Origin of the sequence: Acinetobacter sp. YH12201 (genome assembly GCF_013418145.1) — a bacterium.
Lineage (GTDB): Bacteria > Pseudomonadota > Gammaproteobacteria > Pseudomonadales > Moraxellaceae > Acinetobacter.
Genome location: NZ_VPCP01000007.1, coordinates 39029 through 60890, shown reverse-complemented (window position 1 = coordinate 60890; position 21862 = coordinate 39029). Strand labels below are relative to the sequence as shown.

The window sequence follows — 21862 nt, the reverse complement described above, 5'->3', positions numbered from 1 at the left end:
CGTTCAATCTGAGCCATGATCAAACTCTTCAGTTTAAAATCAATAGTGCTTTATTCAAAACACCAAATCTGGCTCATCAATTTTCTGACAAATATTTCTCAAATAAACTTCGAGTAATTTCTACCATTCAATCAATGAAAATAATTTCGATCAATCAACCAGTAAAAATCCACACAAGTTGTTCTTCATAATCTCTTAATGATCTTCTTACTGGTTCGTCACCAGCAAGCTAGGTCGGCTATATTACACTAGATATTCTCAGTGTCAATCAGTAATTCAAATTGTTTTAAACTTTCTTTCTAAAACCCAATCTTAACACTTCGTGCTAAGTTGCTGTTTTATCAGAAGTTTTAATCTTCATCACCGCCGATGGATGTGCATTCTACACCATCCCAAACCCAATGCAACTCCTTTTTTTAACTTTTCACGTCATAAGGACATTTTTTAGCCATTTTAGTATTTTTTCCTACATATTTTGATCAAATTTGTTTTAATACGCCTGTTCAAAGACCTGTTAATATATTCAATTACGTATTTTGCTTTAAGTACCAGCTTAATAGAGCTCTAGGATTTTTTATGCGTCACTTTCACTATATTTGGGCTAGCTTTTTATCTTTAGGGTTAATTTCTCCTGTATTTGCGCAGGATTTAGTTGCTCCTTCTGAAGCACAGAATACTTCAGAGCTAGAATCTGCTACAGCACAAACTCAATCTGCTCAACATACCAACTCCAGACTTGAAGTATTGAAAGAATTAAAAAACATTAAAGCCAAAGATTTGAAAGTGGATGCAAGTGCAACTCAACCTGAAAACCAGAAAGATCCATTACAGCCCTTAAATAGACAGATATTTGCTTTTAATGAGGTATTAGATCGTAAGGTTGCCCGCCCTCTCGCGATTCAATATAAGGAAAAAGTTCCTAATGAAGTACGTGGCTCTTATCGCCAGTTTCGTAAAAATTTAGGGGAACCATGGAATGCAGTAAACCAGTTGATTCAAGGCCGTCCACTTCGTGCCGCGGAATCTTTAGGTCGCTTTACCATTAATACTATAACCACCCTAGGCTTTGCCGACCCTGCTCGTCGTATCGGTTTATATACAGAAGAAGAAAATTTTGGCACTACGCTAGGTTATTACGGTATGCCTTCTGGTGCTTATCTAGTCCTGCCTGTGTTTGGCCCTAGCACTTTCCGTGATACTTTGGGCCTGGTTGTCGATGGTCAAGCCCGTCCCCAAAAGTATATTTTAGAAGATTATGATGAGCTGTACTGGGGTGAGCAAGTACTACGCGGTATTGATGCGCGCTCCCAGCTTTTAGACATTGAAGATGTTTTACAAGGTGACAAATATGCGGCAATCCGTGATATTTATTTACAGCGGAAAAGTTTCTCCATTGCTGAAAAGAAAGGTCTAGAACCTGAAACCATGTTCATTGAAGACGATCAGGACAGCACTGAAGATCAAGATCAACAAAGTAATCCTGATTCATCCAATAATGAAATCCAAGAAGATGACGTAGACACTACAACCAAATAAGTCGTATCTATTTAATAGCAATATGATCAGCACAGCATCTTCCTTTGCTGATCATTAGATTGTTATAGTACAACTCTAGATGATATCAATTTAAGGGTCATACAATTTCTTTATGTATTTCATTCAACCGACTCGCAATATTCCTTATTTAGATCAGGTACTCAGTGCACTTCCCGGTGTGCAAATGATTCACATAGATGATATTAATTTATATGATCCGACCATTTTAGCGATTGCTGATGTACAAGACTATCTGACTCACCAATGGTCACTCCCGACCATCGTCCTGGCTTTTGAAAATGAAGGGATGGCATTGGCTCAGGCATGGGAATTGGGTGCTTTAGCCGGCTGGATCTGGAACAAGCTGCCACGTGATCCGGAAGCTTCCTTATTAAAAATTGATGCCCAATACAAGCGTAATCAGGATAGTCGTGACCTGCCTTCAGCAGCAGAATTACAAAAACGTTTACTGCCCAACCCTCTAGAATTAATCAACTATAAGGTTGAAACCCTGTTTCAACCTTCTGCCTATTTGTCTGGTGACTGGTACGATTACTGGAAAATCAGCGATAAAGAAATCATGTTTTATCTGGCCGATGTTTCCGGACATGGTGTCACCAGCAGTCTACTGACATCCTGGATGGCGGCTTTTCATGGCCGATCCAAAACACCACGTGAATTGATTAAAAAGCTCAATGGCATGCTGGTTCAGGAAAATATCGAAAAGCACATTACCATGATTGCAGGCGTTCTTAATTTAGAAACCCATCAATTACGCTGGTCCAGTGCCGGACATTATCCTCCTGCCATTATCTTTGAACCCAATCAGCCGCCTAAAATTTTAAACACCAGCAGTTTCCCTTTGGGACTGACTGAAGACCTGGAAGTGGAAGAATTTGAATGTGTGCTAAATCGACATGCCCGGTTTATTATTTGTTCAGATGGTGCACTGGAACCGTTTGATGGCGGACTGAATGAACAATTTGAAAAATTAGTCTTTCATTTGCAGAATCAATCCTTTCAGGCCCCTGAACATGTGGCAGACGACATCGCCATCTTAAGTTTACGCCGAATGAATTAATCGTATAATCAATATGTTAACTTTCAACTAAGCGATATACGACTCTAGGCTACTTGAGTCTATAGTGGCCCTATGTGATAATTTTAATATCCTTCTCTGCAAATGGCATTTATATGTCAACAGGTCATGTTGAATATGCAAGCTTGAATGGAACGCATATTTTTAAGCTTATTGGCGAAGTGCGTGCTCAATCTTGTATTAGTCTAGACAAACTTCTTAGTAAAATTGAACAGCAATCAAATGTCGTTGGGGCAATCGTAGATTTAACCCAAACTACATTTATTGACAGCACTGTTTTAGGTGTATTGGCCAAGCTGGGTTTAAAGCTGAAACAGGTCCATCAAATTCAGGCAGTCATGTTATCCACCAATCCAGATATTACTACCTTGGCCAATAGCATGGGCTTGGGACAGGTCTTCGTGATTTTAAATTACTGTGGTGATCCGAAAGTATGTACTCGCGAGCTAATCGAAGAGCACATTACCCATAACGCAATGTTAACTACTGTTCTAGATGCGCATAAAACATTGATGAAGTTAAATGAAAGTAACCAAAACATGTTTGAGCCTTTGGTGAAACAATTACAAAAAGAACAAGACACCTTAGAACAAGTGTCGCAGCAAAACGTATAAAAATGATGATTTAGAGCTTACACCATGACTTTACTCTCTGTTGTACAAATGAATTCCCAGGATGATATTGAAGCCAATTTCATCGTGATCGAGTCATTGGTACAACAAAGTAAAGCCGATGGTGCAGAGCTGATTGTTTTCCCGGAAAACTTCGTCTGTTTTGCAGGTGTAAAACAACGCGATACCGCAGCACAGTTTGAAAGCCTTCAGCAACGTCTGGAAAAACTGGCACATCAATATCAAATCTGGATTGTAGCAGGAACACTTCCCTGCCCATTCCGCCCAGATGGTTCCATCATTAGTGATGGCCGTGTACGTACCGTCAGTTTATGTATTAGTCCTGAAGGGACTGAAGCACGTTATGACAAGATTCACCTGTTTGATGTACAAGTGGGTGATGTTGTGGGTGGCTATCAGGAATCTCGATTCTTTGAACCGGGTACTGATGTAGTGATTGCCAAAACCCCGTTTGGTAATATTGGCTTAATGGTGTGTTATGACTTGCGTTTTCCAGAACTGGCTTTAACCTTACGCAGTCAAGGTGCAAACATACTTACCGCACCATCAGCCTTTACCTACACTACCGGCCAAATGCACTGGCAATTACTGCTACAAGCCCGTGCGATAGACAGCCAATGCCAGGTTTTAGGTGCAGCTCAACAAGGCTGGCATGGTGAAAAACGCCAAACTTGGGGGCATGCAGGCGCTGCTAACTCACGCGGGCAGTTGTTGGCAATAGTAGAGAATGAAGGCACTCAACTAATTACCGTACCGTTTGATTTAGCCGAACAAACCAAAATCCGTGAGTCAATGCCTTTGATGCAGCACCGTCGTTTGCTGCAATTCTAAACTTAGATTTTTTAATACCCATAAAAAAGGTTGATCAACAAATACGATCAACCTTTTTAATTTTAAGCTCCGTGCCGCAAAGCTTTACAGATAGTTTTTACTATTACAGATGATCAGTCATGATCCCACTTATTCGGCAGCTTCATTGGTCACACGAAGTACTTCTTCTAAAGTGGTTTTTCCTGCCAGCACTTTACGCAAGCCATCATCGCGGATTGAACCGGACTGTTTACGCGCATAACTTTCCAGCTCATATTCCGCAGCATTGCCATGAATCAAACGGCGCATCGGCTCATCCACAGGGACAATTTCATAAATCGCTGTACGCCCCATAAAACCGCTATGTGAACAGTGATCACAACCTTTCGGTTTCGGTAACTTCAGTTCAGCTCCAACATCCAAATGCCTGAAAATTTCGGTTTCAAACGCATCTGCATCATGCCATGTGGCACAGCGTGGACATAAGGTTCGAACCAAACGCTGGGCAATCACTCCAATTAGGGAGCTGGCCAGCAAGAACGGTTCGATGCCCATATCTTTTAAACGGGTGACTGCACCAATTGCGGTATTGGTATGTAGTGTCGATAAAACCAAGTGACCGGTTAAGGATGCCTGAACGGCAATTTCGGCGGTTTCCAGATCACGAATCTCCCCGACCATCACCACATCCGGGTCTTGTCGCAGCATGGCTTTTAAAGCACGGGCAAAGGTCATGTCTACTTTACTGTTGACCTGGGTTTGTCCGATACCTTCCAGTTGATATTCAATTGGATCTTCAGCCGTCAGAATATTTTTTGAGCCATCATTCAGGTCAGACAAAGCTGCATATAAAGTCGTGGTTTTACCCGAACCGGTTGGTCCGGTCACCAAGATAATACCGTGCGGACGATGTACCAGATGGGTTAGGCGCTCATAATCCGGTTGCATTAAACCCAGATGGGTCATATTCAGACGTCCGGCCTGCTTGTCGAGTAAACGCATGACCACACGTTCCCCATGTGATGAAGGCAGCGTCGAAACCCGCACATCCACTTCACGTCCAGCCAGTCTTAAAGAAATACGGCCATCTTGTGGAATACGCTTTTCAGCAATATCCAGTTTGGCCATAACCTTGATTCGTGATACCAACAACGGTGCCAGTTCACGGCGTGGCTGCACAATTTCACGCAGCTGCCCATCGACACGCAAGCGTACTGACAGTTTTTTCTCAAAGGATTCAATATGAATATCAGAAGCCCCCACGCGGATGGCTTCCGACAGCAAGGCATTAATCAGCCGGACAATCGGTGCATCATCTTCCTGATCCATTAAATCTTCAGCTTCGGGTACCGAATCTGCCAGACTGAGTAAATCGGGATGATCCTCCAGACCAGCCGCTACCTGTTGCGACTCACCGGTATCACCAGCAAAACTGGAACTGAGTAACTGATGAAATTCCTGCTCAGAACACAACTGGTGCTGTGCCGGATGCCCCAAATAGCGACGTGCTTCCTGTATCGCCAGCAAGGGCGTATTTTCACGGCGTACAATAAAAGCCTGATTGCCCTCGTAGCGCAGCAATACGCCATGACGCTTGGCAAAACTATATGGTATTTGTAATTGTTTAAGTACTTGCATCAAAGTTTATAATGATGAATAAATTGATTTGAGTGTACTCTAAGCATAAGACAGCGTGAAGTCTGTTTTTAATGATTAAGCTATAAAGGAAATATGCCGTTGTCTAAAAACGATAAACTGATAGATGCAGAGCAGCCCAATTTAATCAAATGGTGGGGCGAACAAAGCTTTGAATTGAATCAGCCTAAGGCCTGGCAGTTTGGTTCACTGTTATTTCGTCTGACTCGTGGTCTGCAAGAATGGCGCATGGAATATCATCGTCCACAGGTGCAGTACGACTATGAACAGAAGTGGCATGCGATTGAAGATCCGAATTTTGCTTTTCCGCAACCGCTGAAAGTTGAACGTTATATGTTCAAGTCCACTCACAATAAATTACAGCTGATGCCGCGTCTGGCCGATCGTTCTGTGGTGATTAAACCGGTCGATCCGATTTATATTCCGGCAGGACAGCGCGGTACGCTGTATATCAGCACCCCTTTATGGATTGCAGGCTTTGTCGAAAGCCAAAAAGACCCGCTGTTTGATATTCCGGTGATTCTGCCCAAAGATACCTGGTTCGGACCCAATCATCGTATCGGTGAAATTTGTTATGCCACCGCGGTTGATGGCCGTACTGAACTGCATCAGCTCAAGCCACGTGCCTTTCGCGCGGTGACTCCAATTGAATTTCATAATACCAGCCATCAGCAGTTACGTTTTGACCGGATGAATGTGCCGGTTTCTGCACTTCCCCTATTCTATAGTGAAAGTACCGGTCGCTTATGGACTTCACAGATTAAAGTCTTGCATGAAGGGTTGGATAAACCGCCACGAATTCGAATTGAAAACCGTACCCCTCCTCATGCAGGTGAAGTGATGTATGTACATCCACCACGTGAACAGGCAAGTGCTTTGTTCAACATGTTTGATTCATTTTTCTAGGACGGCAATATGGCAGATTCGAATATCCCGAAAGAAATTACCAGCAGCCTCAAAAGTATTTTTACCAATATCAATACAGAACGCCTGACTGAAATTATCGTTGCAGTGGTACTGTGTCTTATTGGTTTTTTAATTGCACGTTTTGTCTCCAACACCTTTATCCGCACTGTTGGCTCACGCTTTAATGCTCATCAAAGTCTGGTTTGGCGCCGTGGTATTTTTTATTTCATCTTCCTGATTTTTGTGATGGCCAGCCTGAAAGAAGCCGGTTTTAAACTGAGTGTATTTTTGGGTGCGGCCGGTATTTTAACCGTGGCGCTGGGTTTTGCTTCGCAAACCTCTGCTTCCAACCTGATCAGCGGTTTATTCCTGATTGGGGAAGGTTCTTTTGAAATTGGCGATACCGTGCAAATGACTCTGATTCGCGGACATACCATTGAAGGTGAAGTGATTTCAATTGATCTGCTTTCAGTGAAACTGCTGACTCAGGACAATGTCTATGTCCGTGTGCCGAATGAACAGCTGATTCGTGCACCGGTCTACAACCTGTCCAAATTCCCAATTCGGCGGATTCCCATCACTTTAGCGATTAACTTCCATGAGGACATCATTAAGGTTCGGGAAGTATTATTGGATGTAGCCAATAAATACCCGCTCGTGTTAGCCGATCCAAAACCTGCAGTGACTGTAACTGCCTTCCGTGAATCATCGATTGAACTGTTATTTGCCGTCTGGTGTAACCGTGAAAACTTTTTAAAAGTGCGTGACGAAATGCAGGAACGTATCCGCAACGGTTTTGTCGCCAATCAGATTGAAATTCCAGTACCGAAAATGGGCTTTGTTGATCGCCCTACAGCTGTTCAGCCTTTAAATGAGGAAGATATTGATCAGTATGCGAATGCCAAAGAAGTGAAACGTGAGGCGGGGTTAAAATAATTCTCTTAATCATTTAATCCTCCCCATCCCTCCTTTTAAAAAGGAGGGATGGGGAGGATTAAATTGTAGACTTCATTCATAAATCATTTTTCAATGACTACAAGTTGTTTGTCATACCAAAATAAAAAAATAGATTTTCGCAGGTATTTAATTTATGAGTGTGGCATGGATGCCACACGTTACCCATCACAACAAGGACGTTGTGTATGGGTAACAAAGGCTTTTGCTTACTTTTGGCCTTTCAAAAGTAAGACTTCGCCTACACAAATGCATTTCAACTTTATTTAAAAATTGTGGCAGTGAAAACTTCTAACTTAAATAAGATAATTTTAAACATTCGTATAAGCAAAGAATCACGGGATATAACTGCTATTTGATTTGAGAAAAGATCCTTTACCTAAAAGAAATTTAGGGGAATTTTTTAACCAAAGAACCCTCTGGAATCGGTGCAATATAGGCAATCAGCAACATCACAAAACCAGCCCCCAGAAATGAAATCACCCGGGTTAAAGTGCCGATGTGGGATAAGTCAAACAGCACCAGTTTCAAGGTCACAATTACCAGAATACTGCCGCCTAAAATCCAGACTGAACGCAACTGTTTTCGGCTGGCGAAGCTCATGGTCATAAAAGCCAAACTTACCCACAGGAAAGTCAGACTCAGTTGAACGGTCGCATTGCCCCACAAAGCCAGTTGATTAAATGGCGTACCTAAATAAATATGCAATGCTCTTAGCACGATATAACTGCTGAGCCAGAGCAAACTCAGCACCATCAGCACGGCAACCATGCCTTTATCCAGTCCCAATTTCAGCTGCAAGGACAACATCCAGATAAAACCTGCCAGCATGGCAATACTGACCAGATCAAAAGGATTGATGATCGGTAGAATATAGCCCTGAAAAGCTTGCTGGGTAAACAATTGCGAACAGACAATCCAGGTTGCCATCAGCACCAAACTGCTGCGGGCTTGCCAGAACATTTTCCAGTCTGGATTATCTAGCTGCCAATAACACCAGGCACAGAACAGTAAAGGCAGAACCACCACACTGATATAAGGCATGCCCGGAAGCAGGGTTAAGCTGGTCATGGCCAGACTGGTCAGGGTGCCAAAACTGACCCACTCTTTTTCAGTTCGCACACCCAACATCGGGCGCAGCCACAATGCAGTCAACATCAATCCGGAAAGTGCAAAACCCAGACGGTCAAACATGGTCGGCCAAATAATGATGCCCTGCTGACTTTGATCAATCACAATAATCAGGGCAAAAACAAACACCGGAATCAGCCCCAGCCATTTAGGAAATAACCACGACCACGTGGCTTTGCAACGCAGCATCAACTCATTCATCAGCAGATAGAAGCCACTGACAATCAACAGACTCATCACCTGCTGTTGAGGGCCGTCAATTTCATCCAGCAACAATACAATCAACATCGTAGTTGCAGACAGCATTTGCAAACAGTGAAAGGCTATCGTGGAACTGCTCAGTTGCTGCCTAAAGGACTCCCGGCTATTTGCTACCACAACCACGGCAAAATAGCTCAAGCATAAGCCCCAATACATTTCACGTGGAAATTCATTCAGCTCTACCAAGTAATACAAACTAGACAAGCCGGCAACAATCATCAGCCCCATGGCAAGATAGCGACTGATCTCTGACTGGCGATACAAGGCATAAATAAAAATGATCAGTCCTTCCACAGCCCAGCCGATCACACTCCATTGCTCGGTTAAAAGAATGGGTGGGATCAGGACCAGGAAAATCAGCATTAAACTGAAATAACTTTGTGAAATCAGCTGCACTGCCTGATGGCATTTTGACAGTTGATACAAGCCTGCATACACGGCAGCAAAGGCCAGACTCGCTCCAGCTTGCCAGCGCGTTTCTTCAAAATGCATTAAATAAATAAAAATATAACCGACCAGAGGCGCACCAAAAATCAGGGCAATATCCAAAGCAGGTTTCAGCTTGAACTGAGCCAGATCTTCTTTGGCCAGCAGCTGACTAAAACGAAAACTCAGCCAGACAAAAATTGCCGTATGCACCGCCACCAATAAGGTTAAAGCATTTAGTTCAGATTCCTCTCCACGATAAAAAGCATAACCACCGCCAACTATGACTGTCATTAAAAATGCGATTTGATTCAGCATTTTCCAGGGACGTAAGGTACTTAAGATAGCAACGGCGAGATTGATCACCACATAATAAGCAGTCAGTTCAATCGCTGTCGCATTGCGGACTGGCAAGGTAAAAGGGGCAATATAGGCAATGATCATCGCCATCAGGGCCAGTTCAATGGATTGCTGTTTTAGGCTGAGAATCAGGGTCACACCCATGATCAGGGCAAAACATAATCCAGCGATGGCGAGTGTCGGAATCACCGCATTGTAATAGGCAAAGAATAAGGTCAAAAATAAAGCTGCTAAGCCCAAGCCTTCTAAGGCCAGTGCAAAACTGCGGTTTTTAGCCTGCAACCAGTAACCGAGTCCGGTCACTGCGGCACTAACACTGGCAACAATCGCCAGTTTCATCGCCAAACTGAGTTGCCAATGTTCGGTGGCAAAACGTAGCAACAAGATGATGCCAATGACCAGCACCAAGATGGCCACTTTTAAAACTGGATTACCTTGAAAAATCCACTGCTTTAACTGATCAATCAGCTCTAAAGAAGGTGAGGCAGTTTGAGATTCAGGAAGTTGAGGGGGTGGATTTTCAACAGTAGAAGATAGGTTTATTGGCGTCTGATGTAATCGCGTTTGTACTTGGTTTAACAAACCTTCTAAACGGCGCAACCATCTCAGAAAGAAAAAAATCCACGCCGTGATGCCCAGTCCCACGACAAAATGCCATTCCATTACCCCACCGACAAGGGCAATAATTGAACAAATATATAAAGGAACTTTAGAGCTTTCTTGAATCGAAGAATTTGTTTCTGCAGCAATTTTTACTGCCGGTGTCTGAATGGCATCGACATATTGCATCACGCTCATGACAAAGGCTAAGCTACATAAATAGGTGAATATGCGTACCTCTAAAAACCAAGACCCCACCCCGACAATAATCAATCCCATCAGCCAAATCATCCGGATTTCGCTCTGCCCTTTGTGCATCTTTTCTTTATCTCAATCCTTTTGACCTGATCATACAACAGCTCGGACTTTGATTTTTAAGCATTCATCAGATATTCGGTAACATGCTTGTTTGATGATGTGTCTATGTTCATGGGCAAAATCACGTACAATAAGGCCGATATTTGAATTAGGAATCCTTCAATGCCACCATTTGTTTTGGTCGATGGCTCATATTTTTTATTTCGTGCATACCATGCACTGCCACCACTAACCACTTCGACTGGTTTACAGACCAACGCAATTCGTGGTGCCATTTCTGCGATTCAAAAGTTGATGCGTCGTATTCAACCGACCCATATGGCGGTGATTTTTGATACCCCTGAACCGACTTTCCGTCATCAGCTTTCACCGATTTATAAAGGTGACCGCCCAAGCATGCCGGATGAACTGTCGCAGCAGATTCCCTATCTCCACAACCTGATTCGTGCTTTGGGCATTCCTTTACACACCCTTCCCGGTGCTGAAGCAGATGATGTGATTGGAACTTTGGCTAAACGTGCCGAAGCCAAAGGCTATCAAGTGCTGATCTCGACTGGTGATAAAGACATGGCGCAGCTGGTCACCGACAAAGTGACTTTGGAAGACAGCTTTAAAGACAAGCCGATGGATGTAAACGCTGTCTTTGAAAAATTTGGCGTATGGCCGAATCAGATTATCGACTATTTAACCTTGATGGGCGATGCGTCGGATGGCATCCGTGGCGTACCCGGCGTCGGTGCAAAAACCGCGGCCAAACTGTTGACAGAATACGGCTCCATTGGCGGCATTCTGGAAAATGTCGATAAAATTAAAGGCAAAGTCGGTCAAAGTATTAAAGACAATGTCGAAGGTATTACCCTGGATCATCAGCTGGCCAGTATCGTTTGCGACCTGGATATGGGTCTTTGTTATGAAGACCTGAAACTCGGTGATCCGAATGTGGAAGAATTACGTCACCTATATACCGAACTTGAGTTCCGTAACCAGTTACAATCCCTTGATCATCCGAATAATCCAAACAATTCAGTTTATAAACAGGCGGCTAAGAGTATTGAAACTGAGATCAATACCACTGCTGTCATTAATACTGAAGATGAGGCAGAACTGACCAGTGTGGATGATCAACTAGGCAAAGCCACTTATCATACCATTTTAACTCAAGCGGACTGGGACAACCTGTTCCAGCGTTTAAGCACTGAAAAACGCTTTGCCTTTGACACCGAAACCACCAGTCTGGATTATCGCGTAGCGGAAATGGTTGGCTTTTCACTGGCTTTTGATGCCAACGATGCCTATTACATTCCGCTGACCCACGACTATGAAGGTGCACCGGAACAGCTGAATCGTGAAACTATCCTGGCGCAAATCAAACCGATTTTAGAAAATCCTGCGGTTGAAAAAATTGGTCATCATTTAAAATATGATGCCCATATTCTGCAAAATCACGGCATCGAACTGCAAGGCTGGTATTTCGATACTATGCTGGCATCCTATGTTTTAAATTCTGTGGCGACCCGTCATGGCATGGATGATGTTGCTCGTGTGTATTTGAGTCATTTGACCACCACCTTTGAACAAATTGCAGGCAAAGGCGTTAAACAGAAGACCTTTAACCAGATCGACATTGAAACAGCGGCGCATTATGCGGCGGAAGATGCACATGTCACCTATCGTCTATACGAGGTATTGTCGAAAAAATTGCAGGCCATTCCTGAGCTGAACAATATTTTGCACAATATTGAAATGCCGGTAGCGCGTGTGCTGACCATCATGGAAGAAAACGGCATCGAGCTGGACCTGAAATTTTTAGATCAGTTGAGTGTCGATTTCTCCAATACCATTCAAGACCTGGAAAACCAGATTGTTGAAATGGCCGGTCAGCCGTTTAATGTCAGCTCGCCGAAACAGGTCGGTGAAATCCTGTTTGACAAACTCGGTCTGAAAGGCGGCAAAAAAACAGCAACCGGTCAATACAGCACCAGTGAAAGTATTCTGGAAAAAATCGACCACCCGATTACTGATTTAATTTTGCAGTATCGCGGTCTTTCCAAACTGAAAAGCACCTATACCGATGGCTTGCAAAAACAGGCCAACAATGACAGCAGGCGTGTGCATACCAGCTACCATCAGGCTTTAACGGCAACAGGTCGTTTGTCCTCAACCGATCCCAACCTGCAAAACATTCCGGTACGTGAAGAAATTGGCCGTCAGATTCGTAAAGCCTTTATTGCACCTGAAGGTCGGGTTTTGCTAGCTGCCGATTATTCACAGATTGAACTGCGTTTAATGGCGCATCTTTCCCAGGATGAAGCTTTGGTTGATGCTTTTAAGCATGGTCAGGATGTACACCGCCGTACTGCGGCTGAAGTTCTGGGTATTGCACTGGAAGACGTCACCAATGACCAGCGTCGTCAGGCCAAAGCCGTTAACTTCGGTCTCTTATATGGCATGTCCGAATTTGGTCTGATTCGTCAATTGGGCTTTACCCGTGAAGAATCGCAAAACTATATCAAGCAATATTTCCATCGTTATCCGGGCATTTATGAGTACATGCAACGTACGCGTCAGGTGGCTTTGGAACAAGGTTTTGTGGAAACCATTCTAGGTCGCCGTTTATATACGCCGGATATTGATGCCCGTAACATGATGGTACGTAAAGGTGCCGAACGTGCGGCCATCAATGCTCCGCTTCAAGGCAGCGCTGCTGACATTATTAAAATAGCCATGATTGAAGTGGATAAAATGTTGCCTAAAGATCAAGCTAAAATGCTGTTACAAGTACACGATGAATTGGTGTTTGAAGTCGATGCCGACATTGCCGATGAACTGGCACCGAAACTGGCAGAAGTGATGCAATCGGTGATCCAGCTTTCAGTACCGCTAATTGTCGAAGTGGGTAAAGGCAATAACTGGGATGAGGCGCACTAATCCAGAAATTTCCCCTCTTTTATAAAGAGGGGTTAGGGGAGATTCATTTTTCATCTTTATAGATGATGAGCCTCATCAAAATGTATTTTCAATCCAAAAGAGAGAAGTTCTTTAATCAACTTGAAGAACTTTTCCATTTAAACTACATAAACGATATAGCGTAAAAAATCCTTTTTATTCAATCCAATATATTTTATTTCATCATAGAAAAAGATTATAAATCAATAAATCGGGTTACTCCTACACGCTGATCAAACTCTACCTGCTGTTCTGCAGAAAGCTTGGAACGCTGATGGCGTAATGAATATCCTCCTATCATTTCCCCATTCTGCTTTAAAATATACCAATCCAAAAGATCAAACTCACTGAATTTCAGCCACTGTCCAATCTGAATCCATGTAAATTCTTCTGGCAATTCAAAAGGACGTGCAAAGCAAAAGTGATCTTCAAAAAATGGCGTCATCAGCCAGATATTCGCACCCTCTTCGGAATCAAGGCTAACTGGAATATAAAATTTGACGCATGCAAAATCACCTTCAGATACTTTTTCTAAATTTTCTTTAAAAATATCCAATAATTCTCTTGCGATTTTTATCGTTGCCAAATATGCATCAGCTTCATGATCAATAAGCATAAATTGAGGTTCAAGTTCGCTATTCATCCACTAATATCCTGATTTAAAATTATTTTATTTCACAATAAAAAAAGGACTCAAAGAGAGTCCTTTTTTACTACCTGAATGTTATAGCCCAGTCAGAAGTACAATCGCCACTTCATTCATAATAATTTCGGCAATATACAATGCCAAGAAGGCAACAATTGGCGACAGGTCAATCATACCCATATTCGGCAAAATACGGCGGAACGGAGCCAACAATGGTTCTGCCAGCTCTTGAATGACTTCAATATACGGTGAGCGAGATTGAGTAAACATCACCACCCAGCTTAAAATAATCGTTGCAAAAATCAGGTAACGACAGAAGCGGATCAGATCCTGAATCATGGTGACAAAGGTCAAAATCACCAGATGTACCGGACTGTTCGGCATAGCACCTGAAAGGTACATTACCCCAAAAATCTTGAGTAAATATAAAAGCACCACCAAAGCCAAGGCTGCCGAATTGACACGACCTTTTGCCAAGGTGGGAAAAATACGCCCAAACAGATCGACGATTTTTGTCGCTTTCACAGTAGACATGACGACAGGATTATAAGCATTCACCGCTGCAAGCTGCATCAGAAAACGAAAGAATACGAGCAAAATCGCTACGTTAATAATAATGCCAAAAATCAGCGCAGAATTTGCACCCATACTGGAACTTTCCTAAATAAAAACGAGTTATTTGCTACTTTCACTTAGCTCTTGAGCAAGTTCTTGACTGCGCTTTTGCGCGGCAGCCAAAGCGGCCTGAATATTTTGAGAGATTTGCGCACGATCGAATATTTCCAGTGCAGCTTGAGTCGTACCATTTGGAGAGGTCACATTTTTGCGCAATTCTGCAGGTGTATTTGAACTGGTAATCGCCATTTGTGCGGCACCCAATGCTGTTTGCAATGTCAATGCAGTCGCCACTTTTTCATCCAGACCCAGGTTTTTGCCTGCACGAATCATGCTTTCCATCATATAGAAGAAATAAGCCGGACCAGAGCCAGATACTGCCGTTACAGCATCAATTTGTGCTTCTGAATTGACCCAAATGGTTAAACCGGTTGCAGCCAAAACCTGACTGGCCAATTCACGATCCTGTGCATTCACCGCTTCCGTTGCATACAGGCCATGTGCTCCTGTTTGCACCAAAGCAGGTGTATTGGGCATAACACGAACAATTCGATTGGTTTCTAGCAGGTTGGCAATAGTCGCGATTTCAGCCCCAGCCACAATCGACATCACCAGTTTGCCTTCAAACAAACCTTTAAGCGGTTTTAATACGCTGGCCAGTACTTGCGGTTTCACTGCAAAAAGTACGATATCGGCATCACGAATGGCAGCAATATTGTCATCCGTCACATGTACATCTTTTTCTGTTAATAAAAGACGGACTTTTTCGACCGGATCAGAAACTGTAATACGTGTTGGCGGCAAGCCACGCGAAATCAGCCCGCCAATCAAGGCTTGGGCCATATTACCGCCACCAATAAAACTAATATTACAATTTAAAGCTGCACTCATGGATTCATACTCGACTTAGAATTTTTTAACTAAGAGATCAAATTTGGTTGCCATCCACCGATTTCACAATATTCAGATTGGGCTAACCAAAACCCTTTTGGTGTAAAAACACCAAGCATAACATTATCTATGCTTAATATTTGAATTCTATAACGCTGCCAGGGAAAAATTTGTGCTTCCTGAATGGCTTTTTTTAATGGCCAGGCACCGACTCGCCCATATAAATGAATTTTTTCTCCACCTTTGCGCATCACCAGATCCAGTTTTTTGCCCAGCAATGCTGCTGACAGACCTATTTTTGCAGTTTCAGCAAGATAATCTCCTGAAAGAGTTTCTATCTTTTGCCCTAACGCTACACAGATGGTTTGTTCGGAACTATTCGATTGATTTTTTTCAGCCAGATATTCTGCGGCACTTAAGCGGAAAATTTTTTGCTGATAACGCACATAATAATATTGATTCCAGTGCAATGCCGCCTGTGCATCAGATTTGGAGCCAATCACTTCAAGCAACAAGCGTTGCACCATTTCAAAACTCGGGCGATAAGTATCCTGCCCTTTCATCCAGGCAGAGAGCAATTGCTTTTGCCGTGCACTTGATAATTGGGATAACTTTTCTAAATCTAGTTCAGTTGCCGATCCGCAATGGTTTAAATCCTGCTGTAATACGTCCAGCAAAATATCTTCCGCATCCTGCATGAGATAACTGGTGCGGCTGAGTGCCTGTTGCATTTTTGGATAACGTTGTTGCAACAGCGGCCACAATTCATGACGGCACCAAGCCCGATCGTAATGGGTATCTAAATTGGTGGGATCTTCAATATTTTGCACATTCAGCTGAGTGGCCCATTGGCCAATCTGCTCACGGGAAATATCGAGCAGTGGTCGCCAAATGGTGAATTGCTTTCGTACATCGACCTGCTTCATGGCGGATAAACCATGTACGCCGGCACCCGAAAGCAAGCGTAGCATCAAGGTTTCGGCCTGATCTTGCTGATGATGCGCCAAGACCAAGATATCATTGGCTTTTAAATGTTTTGAATAAGCTTGATAACGCGCGTTACGTGCCTGATGTTCCAGGTTGCCATCTTGCACTTCAACGGCTTCAACAATACACGGTACATTCAGCGCTGCACATTGATCAGATACAAATTCCCCCCAGTCTGCACTATTTTTTTGCAACTGGTGATCGACATAGATCGCACGGATTTTTTCAGGAAATAAATCAGACATTAAACGCAATAGCAGCATGGAATCCATGCCGCCACTACATCCAATCAAGAAAGTGCTTTCAGGAGAAAAGCACTGGATTTGTTTTAAGATGCCAGACCGGAATTGTCGCTGCCAAACTTCATTAAGCGCTGGTAACGTGCTTCGCATCTCTCATTCGCATCCATCGATTGCAATTCTTCTAAAGCCTGTTGTAACACATCTTTAAGATCTTGCATCACTTTTTCAGGCTGCAAATGTGCGCCTTCACCTTCATCCACCACATATTCAACAATACCAAGTTGTTTTAATTTCTCTGCAGTTAATGCCAAGGCTTCGCTGGCTTGTTCCGCTTTCTCTGCTGTTTTCCATAAAATGGATGCACAACCTTCAGGAGAAATCACCGAATAGATACTGTGAGACAACATCACCACGCGATCCGCCACACCAATACCGAGTGCGCCACCTGAACCGCCTTCACCTAAAACGGTCGCAACTACCGGAACTTTCAGGCTTGAAAGCTGTGCAAGGCTAGTGGCAATCGCTTCTGCCTGACCACGTTCTTCCGCACCGACCCCAGGATATGCACCCATGGTATCGATAAAAGTGAATACTGGCAGTTTAAAACGTTCAGCCATGTCGAGTAAACGCTGTGCTTTACGGTAACCTTCGGGATTACTCATACCGAAGTTGTGTTGCAATTTTTCACGAGTGCTGCGACCACGATGTTGCCCAACAATCATCACTGGCTGACCATTAAAACGTGCCAAGCCACCGATCATCGCACCATCATCACCAAATACCCGATCTCCATGTAAAGCATCGAATTCAGTGAAGATTTCACCAACATAATCCAGGAATTGCGGACGTTCTGGATGACGCGCAATTTGAACCGTTGTCCATGCTTTAGATTGAGCAGCTTTATTTTTCATAGGTCGACCATTATCCCTAAATTAACAATACCTTGTTAACCAATCACTTGTTAATAGATAAATTGTTCCGACTGAATATTCAATTCAATATCCCAATGCTTAAACTGCATCTGTTCATCATGCAAGTCTGCTACAAGCAAAGGCCATTGTTTGGCATCGCCAGAAACGCTGAGCTGCCATTGTTGCTCATTGATGATACTTAATTCAATGGCAGGAAGCATCTCATCACTACGACTATGATTCAGTAAAACTGCTAAACGCAGCAATAGACATAAGTACACAAGTTTGCTACCACCGACCTTAGCAACATCAACCCGTGCATCGCCACGAAGTTTACGACGGTGATGAGCGACCAAATGTGACAAATGGTTTTGGTCAATTTGCGAGAAACCCGGAATATCCGAATGCTGCAATAAATAAGCCCCATGGCGATGGTAACCACTGTGACTAATCGCCAGGCCAATCTCATGCAAATATGCAGCACGACGCAGTAAGTCACTGTCATCATTAGTTAAATTTAATGATTGTGCAACGCCATTAAACAATTGCTGTGCCGTATTGACTACACGCTCAGCCTGTTTGCTATCTGCGTTATAGCGTCCCATTAAAGCATGCACAGAACGGTCGCGAACGTCTTCATGCTGGAAACGACCAAGCAGGTCATACATGACACCTTCACGTAACGCACCATCTGAATAAACCAGTTTGTCCAGCCCCAGCACATCAAATACCGCATATAAAATGGCAATCCCTGCTGGCAAAACTGCTCGGCGGTCTTCTTTCAGGCCATCAAATTCCATTTCGGTCACGTGCTTGTATTTGAGCAGCTTGTCTTTGAGTTTTTCCAGACCTTCACGGGTGAGCTCTTCTTTTTCATTGCTCCAGCCCATATTCACGGTAATCTGACGACAAGCTTTAATTGTTCCGCTTGAACCCACCACAGTATCCCAACCGGCGGCTTTATAGGTATTGGCAATGCCTGAAATTTCCTTACGGGCAGCGGTCACCGCTTTATCGAAACTTTTCTGATTGATCTCACCCTCCATAAAATAGGCTTTGGTGAAGGCCACACATCCCATTTGTACAGATTCAGTATGGATCGGCTCGAATGCCTCGCCGATAATCAGTTCAGTTGATCCACCACCAATGTCAATCACCAGGCGGCGGCCACTATTGGCCATGGTATGCGATACACCTAAATAAATCAGACGAGCTTCTTCACGACCGGCAATAATTTCGATCGGTTTAGGTAAAATCTCTGCTGCTTTTTGAATAAATTCATGACCATTCTTGGCCTGACGTAAAGCATTGGTGGCGACAATACGCAACCGGTTGGCCTGTACAGAACTTAAACGCCCGACAAAACGTGCCAGACAGGCTAGACCTCGTTGCTGTGCCGCCTCAGTCAAATTTTTGTTTTCATCTAAACCCGCGGCCAATTGTACTTTTTCTGACATTGAAGCCACTTTTTTTACTTCGCCATGATCTACACGTGCAATCGCCAAGTGAAAGCTGTTCGACCCCATATCGATGGCAGCAAGTAACTCTTCATCAATCAAAAAATCAGACATTATTCAAACAAACCTATAAGAATTGTGCTTAGAGTAATTCACATGCATGCAATTTAAAAGCCATTTATCAGTTCAACTGAAGCAGTTTTTAATTTTTTTAATCGCTTAAACAATTGTAGGACACGATAATCAATATCGTGAGCATCAATTAGACAAACTCAATATAATGATTGAAAATTTACATATCCCTCTACATAGTTAAACGAGGCTATGTAATACTTATAGTTATAGAACTAACTTAAAATTTATTTGGAGCATTCCATGTCTGGCAATATCGTAAACACAACTGATGCGAACTTCGAAGCTGACGTTTTACAATCTGACATTCCTGTACTTGTCGATTTCTGGGCAGGCTGGTGTGCACCTTGTAAAGCTATTGCACCTGTACTTGAAGTATTATCTACAGAATTCGAAGGCAAAGTAAAAGTTGTTAAAGTTGACGTAACTGCTTGTGAAGCGACTGCCGTAAACTACAATATCCGCAACATTCCTGCACTATTGATGTTTAAAAATGGTGAAGTTGTCGCTCAACAAGTCGGTGCTGCGCCAAAATCTAAATTAACTGCTTTTATTGAAGAAAATATCTAATTTAAAAACAGTGTAATTGAATCCAATGCGCTATCACCAGATAGCGTATTTTTTTCGTCTATAAATTGACAAAAACTTGATTAGCTCTTATATTGCTTGTTCAAGGAATAAAGGATTTCTAATCCGTCATTTTCTTACAAGACACAACACATAAGATCGCCGCTCGGCAACAGAAATTGTTTTTACACTTTTCTCTTCGAAACAATGAATCAGACCTCTGGATTGTTATTGTGCAAATACAATTGCGTTACGTTTATTGCGTGTAAGCGGCTGAATGTTGCTCCCTTTTCTCATCTCTATCCCAGAATTTTAATTCTATCTGACCCCCTATGAATTTAACTGAACTCAAGAAAAAACCGATTGGCGAACTCATCAAAATTGCCGAGTTTATGGGCCTGGAAGGAATGGCTCGTAACCGCAAGCAAGACATCATTTTTGCCATCTTAAAACGCCATGCAATGAATGGCGAAGAGATTTTTGGTGATGGTGTTCTGGAAATTCTGTCTGATGGTTTTGGTTTCCTCCGCTCAGCAGCGGGCTCTTATCTTGCAGGCCCAGATGACATTTATGTCAGCCCATCGCAAATTCGCCGTTTCAACTTACGCACCGGTGATACCATTACTGGCACAATTCGCCCACCCAAAGAAGGCGAACGCTATTTTGCGCTTTTAAAAGTTAATCAAATTAACTACGACACGCCTGAAAACTCGCGCAACAAAATCCTGTTTGAAAACTTGACCCCATTGTTCCCGACTGAACAATTGGTGATGGAACTGGGTAACGGTACGACTGAAGATTTGACTGCACGTGTAGTGGACTTGGTGGCCCCGATTGGTAAAGGCCAACGTTCTATTATCGTTGCGCCACCAAAAGCGGGTAAAACCATGTTGTTACAAAACATCGCACAGTCGATTGTCCGTAACAATCCTGAATGTTTCCTGATCGTGCTGCTGATTGACGAACGTCCTGAAGAAGTAACCGAAATGGAACGTACCGTTCGTGGTGAAGTGATTGCTTCAACTTTTGATGAATCCCCAGCACGTCACGTACAAGTGGCTGAAATGGTCATTGAAAAAGCAAAACGTCTGGTAGAACACAAGAAAGATGTGGTAATTCTACTGGACTCGATTACTCGTTTAGCGCGTGCCTATAACACTGTCATCCCTTCTTCAGGCAAGGTGTTGACTGGTGGTGTGGATGCGCATGCCTTAGAGCGCCCAAAACGTTTCTTCGGTGCTGCACGTAACATTGAAGAAGGCGGCTCATTGACCATCATCTCTACTGCCCTGATTGAAACCGGTAGTAAAATGGATGAAGTGATTTACGAAGAATTCAAAGGAACCGGTAACCAGGAAATTACGCTTGATCGCCGCATTGCCGAAAAACGTGTATTCCCTGCAATGAATATCAAAAAATCCGGTACTCGCCGTGAAGAACGCCTGATGTCTGAAGACAACTTACGTAAAGTATGGATTTTGCGTAAATTGTTGCATACTCAAGATGAACTGGCTGCCATGGAATTCTTGCTGGATCGTATGAAAGAAACCAAAACCAATGATGATTTCTTCGATCAAATGAAGCGTAAAGCGACCAACTAAACACAGCATTATTCTTTTTTTCTATAAAAGGCTATCTCTAACGATAGCCTTTTTATTTGGTTGACTTTATTTACATAAAGCTACAATCAAGTCTTTTCTTTGTAAACTTAAGGGAAAATTTCATACCTGTTAAAAATATTAACTTTAAAAAACCATAATTTTTAGCGAGTTATTTAGT

The 21862-nt window shown here is 43.0% G+C and carries 18 protein-coding genes; 10 read left to right on the top strand and 8 right to left on the bottom strand.

Annotation, left to right across the window (positions count from 1 at the left end):
• The 5 genes from FTU91_RS16450 to FTU91_RS03070 all read left to right on the top strand — a co-directional run.
• The coding region (locus FTU91_RS16450) for a hypothetical protein (RefSeq protein WP_218944717.1) at positions 1-191 on the top strand (191 nt) is incomplete at its 5' end.
• 385 nt (positions 192-576) lie between these two features.
• Positions 577-1536 carry a VacJ family lipoprotein gene (locus FTU91_RS03085; RefSeq protein WP_180080924.1) on the top strand — a complete coding sequence of 320 codons (960 nt, stop codon included), beginning with the start codon at positions 577-579 and terminating at the stop codon, positions 1534-1536.
• 112 nt (positions 1537-1648) lie between these two features.
• Entirely contained in the window at positions 1649-2617 is a 969-nt protein-coding gene (gigA, locus tag FTU91_RS03080) for an RsbU family protein phosphatase GigA (protein ID WP_086197449.1), read from the top strand.
• Between the two features lie 113 nt (positions 2618-2730).
• On the top strand, positions 2731-3249 hold the full coding sequence (gigB, locus tag FTU91_RS03075; RefSeq protein WP_086197450.1) for an anti-anti-sigma factor GigB: 519 nt from the start codon (positions 2731-2733) through the stop codon (positions 3247-3249).
• Between the two features lie 24 nt (positions 3250-3273).
• A complete protein-coding gene (locus FTU91_RS03070; RefSeq protein WP_180044355.1) occupies positions 3274-4098 on the top strand; it encodes a carbon-nitrogen hydrolase family protein in 825 nt (274 codons plus the stop codon).
• Between the two features lie 129 nt (positions 4099-4227).
• Here FTU91_RS03070 and gspE read toward each other — a convergent pair whose 3' ends face one another.
• On the bottom strand, positions 4228-5715 hold the full coding sequence (gene gspE / locus FTU91_RS03065) for a type II secretion system ATPase GspE (protein ID WP_180044353.1): 1488 nt from the start codon (positions 5713-5715) through the stop codon (positions 4228-4230).
• A gap of 93 nt (positions 5716-5808) precedes the next feature.
• Here gspE and FTU91_RS03060 point away from each other — a divergent pair, with 93 nt between their 5' ends.
• Both FTU91_RS03060 and FTU91_RS03055 read left to right on the top strand, forming a co-directional pair.
• On the top strand, positions 5809-6639 hold the full coding sequence (locus FTU91_RS03060) for a hypothetical protein (RefSeq protein WP_180044351.1): 831 nt from the start codon (positions 5809-5811) through the stop codon (positions 6637-6639).
• A gap of 9 nt (positions 6640-6648) precedes the next feature.
• Positions 6649-7575: a mechanosensitive ion channel family protein gene (locus FTU91_RS03055; RefSeq protein ID WP_180080922.1), complete on the top strand. Its 927-nt coding sequence runs from the start codon at positions 6649-6651 to the stop codon at positions 7573-7575.
• A 408-nt stretch (positions 7576-7983) separates the two neighbouring features.
• Here the strand turns inward: FTU91_RS03055 and FTU91_RS03050 are convergent, their stop codons facing one another.
• Complete coding sequence (locus tag FTU91_RS03050) at positions 7984-10689, bottom strand: DUF2339 domain-containing protein (RefSeq protein WP_180080920.1); 2706 nt, start codon at positions 10687-10689, stop codon at positions 7984-7986.
• Positions 10690-10851: 162 nt separating this feature from the next.
• On the opposite strand from FTU91_RS03050, the gene polA reads away from it, so the two are divergent.
• Positions 10852-13617 carry a DNA polymerase I gene (polA, locus tag FTU91_RS03045; RefSeq protein WP_086197456.1) on the top strand — a complete coding sequence of 922 codons (2766 nt, stop codon included), beginning with the start codon at positions 10852-10854 and terminating at the stop codon, positions 13615-13617.
• Between the two features lie 214 nt (positions 13618-13831).
• Here the strand turns inward: polA and FTU91_RS03040 are convergent, their stop codons facing one another.
• From FTU91_RS03040 to ppx, 6 genes are all read right to left on the bottom strand, one after another.
• A complete protein-coding gene (locus FTU91_RS03040; protein ID WP_180080917.1) occupies positions 13832-14278 on the bottom strand; it encodes a DUF2314 domain-containing protein in 447 nt (148 codons plus the stop codon).
• Positions 14279-14359: 81 nt separating this feature from the next.
• Positions 14360-14929 (bottom strand): YggT family protein, encoded by a 570-nt coding sequence (locus FTU91_RS03035; RefSeq protein WP_086197458.1) that lies wholly within the window; start codon positions 14927-14929, stop codon positions 14360-14362.
• A 27-nt stretch (positions 14930-14956) separates the two neighbouring features.
• The gene (gene proC / locus FTU91_RS03030) at positions 14957-15787 is read right to left on the bottom strand and encodes a pyrroline-5-carboxylate reductase (RefSeq protein WP_086197459.1); all 831 of its coding nucleotides are present in this window, start codon (positions 15785-15787) and stop codon (positions 14957-14959) included.
• A gap of 29 nt (positions 15788-15816) precedes the next feature.
• Positions 15817-17166, bottom strand: coding sequence for a tRNA lysidine(34) synthetase TilS (tilS, locus tag FTU91_RS03025; protein WP_180080915.1), 1350 nt, complete (start codon positions 17164-17166; stop codon positions 15817-15819).
• Entirely contained in the window at positions 17103-17927 is an 825-nt protein-coding gene (locus tag FTU91_RS03020; protein ID WP_086197461.1) for an acetyl-CoA carboxylase carboxyltransferase subunit alpha, read from the bottom strand. Before FTU91_RS03020 ends, tilS begins: the two co-directional genes overlap by 64 nt.
• A gap of 50 nt (positions 17928-17977) precedes the next feature.
• Positions 17978-19498: an exopolyphosphatase gene (gene ppx / locus FTU91_RS03015; RefSeq protein WP_086197462.1), complete on the bottom strand. Its 1521-nt coding sequence runs from the start codon at positions 19496-19498 to the stop codon at positions 17978-17980.
• A gap of 261 nt (positions 19499-19759) precedes the next feature.
• Here ppx and trxA point away from each other — a divergent pair, with 261 nt between their 5' ends.
• Both trxA and rho read left to right on the top strand, forming a co-directional pair.
• On the top strand, positions 19760-20086 hold the full coding sequence (gene trxA, locus FTU91_RS03010) for a thioredoxin (protein WP_092820879.1): 327 nt from the start codon (positions 19760-19762) through the stop codon (positions 20084-20086).
• 329 nt (positions 20087-20415) lie between these two features.
• Positions 20416-21684, top strand: coding sequence for a transcription termination factor Rho (rho, locus tag FTU91_RS03005; RefSeq protein ID WP_005007569.1), 1269 nt, complete (start codon positions 20416-20418; stop codon positions 21682-21684).
• Positions 21685-21862 lie beyond the last annotated feature (178 nt).

Coding starts and splice junctions, on each gene's coding strand:
- ppx (WP_086197462.1), bottom strand. CDS start 19,498: ATGTCTGATTTTTTGATTGATGAAGAGTTACTTGCTGCCATCGATATG.
- gigB (WP_086197450.1), top strand. CDS start 2,731: ATGTCAACAGGTCATGTTGAATATGCAAGCTTGAATGGAACGCATATT.
- trxA (WP_092820879.1), top strand. CDS start 19,760: ATGTCTGGCAATATCGTAAACACAACTGATGCGAACTTCGAAGCTGAC.
- FTU91_RS03050 (WP_180080920.1), bottom strand. CDS start 10,689: ATGCACAAAGGGCAGAGCGAAATCCGGATGATTTGGCTGATGGGATTG.
- rho (WP_005007569.1), top strand. CDS start 20,416: ATGAATTTAACTGAACTCAAGAAAAAACCGATTGGCGAACTCATCAAA.
- FTU91_RS03070 (WP_180044355.1), top strand. CDS start 3,274: ATGACTTTACTCTCTGTTGTACAAATGAATTCCCAGGATGATATTGAA.
- FTU91_RS03040 (WP_180080917.1), bottom strand. CDS start 14,278: ATGAATAGCGAACTTGAACCTCAATTTATGCTTATTGATCATGAAGCT.
- tilS (WP_180080915.1), bottom strand. CDS start 17,166: ATGCGAAGCACGTTACCAGCGCTTAATGAAGTTTGGCAGCGACAATTC.
- FTU91_RS03020 (WP_086197461.1), bottom strand. CDS start 17,927: ATGAAAAATAAAGCTGCTCAATCTAAAGCATGGACAACGGTTCAAATT.
- FTU91_RS03035 (WP_086197458.1), bottom strand. CDS start 14,929: ATGGGTGCAAATTCTGCGCTGATTTTTGGCATTATTATTAACGTAGCG.
- gspE (WP_180044353.1), bottom strand. CDS start 5,715: ATGCAAGTACTTAAACAATTACAAATACCATATAGTTTTGCCAAGCGT.
- gigA (WP_086197449.1), top strand. CDS start 1,649: ATGTATTTCATTCAACCGACTCGCAATATTCCTTATTTAGATCAGGTA.
- FTU91_RS03085 (WP_180080924.1), top strand. CDS start 577: ATGCGTCACTTTCACTATATTTGGGCTAGCTTTTTATCTTTAGGGTTA.
- proC (WP_086197459.1), bottom strand. CDS start 15,787: ATGAGTGCAGCTTTAAATTGTAATATTAGTTTTATTGGTGGCGGTAAT.
- FTU91_RS03060 (WP_180044351.1), top strand. CDS start 5,809: ATGCCGTTGTCTAAAAACGATAAACTGATAGATGCAGAGCAGCCCAAT.
- polA (WP_086197456.1), top strand. CDS start 10,852: ATGCCACCATTTGTTTTGGTCGATGGCTCATATTTTTTATTTCGTGCA.
- FTU91_RS03055 (WP_180080922.1), top strand. CDS start 6,649: ATGGCAGATTCGAATATCCCGAAAGAAATTACCAGCAGCCTCAAAAGT.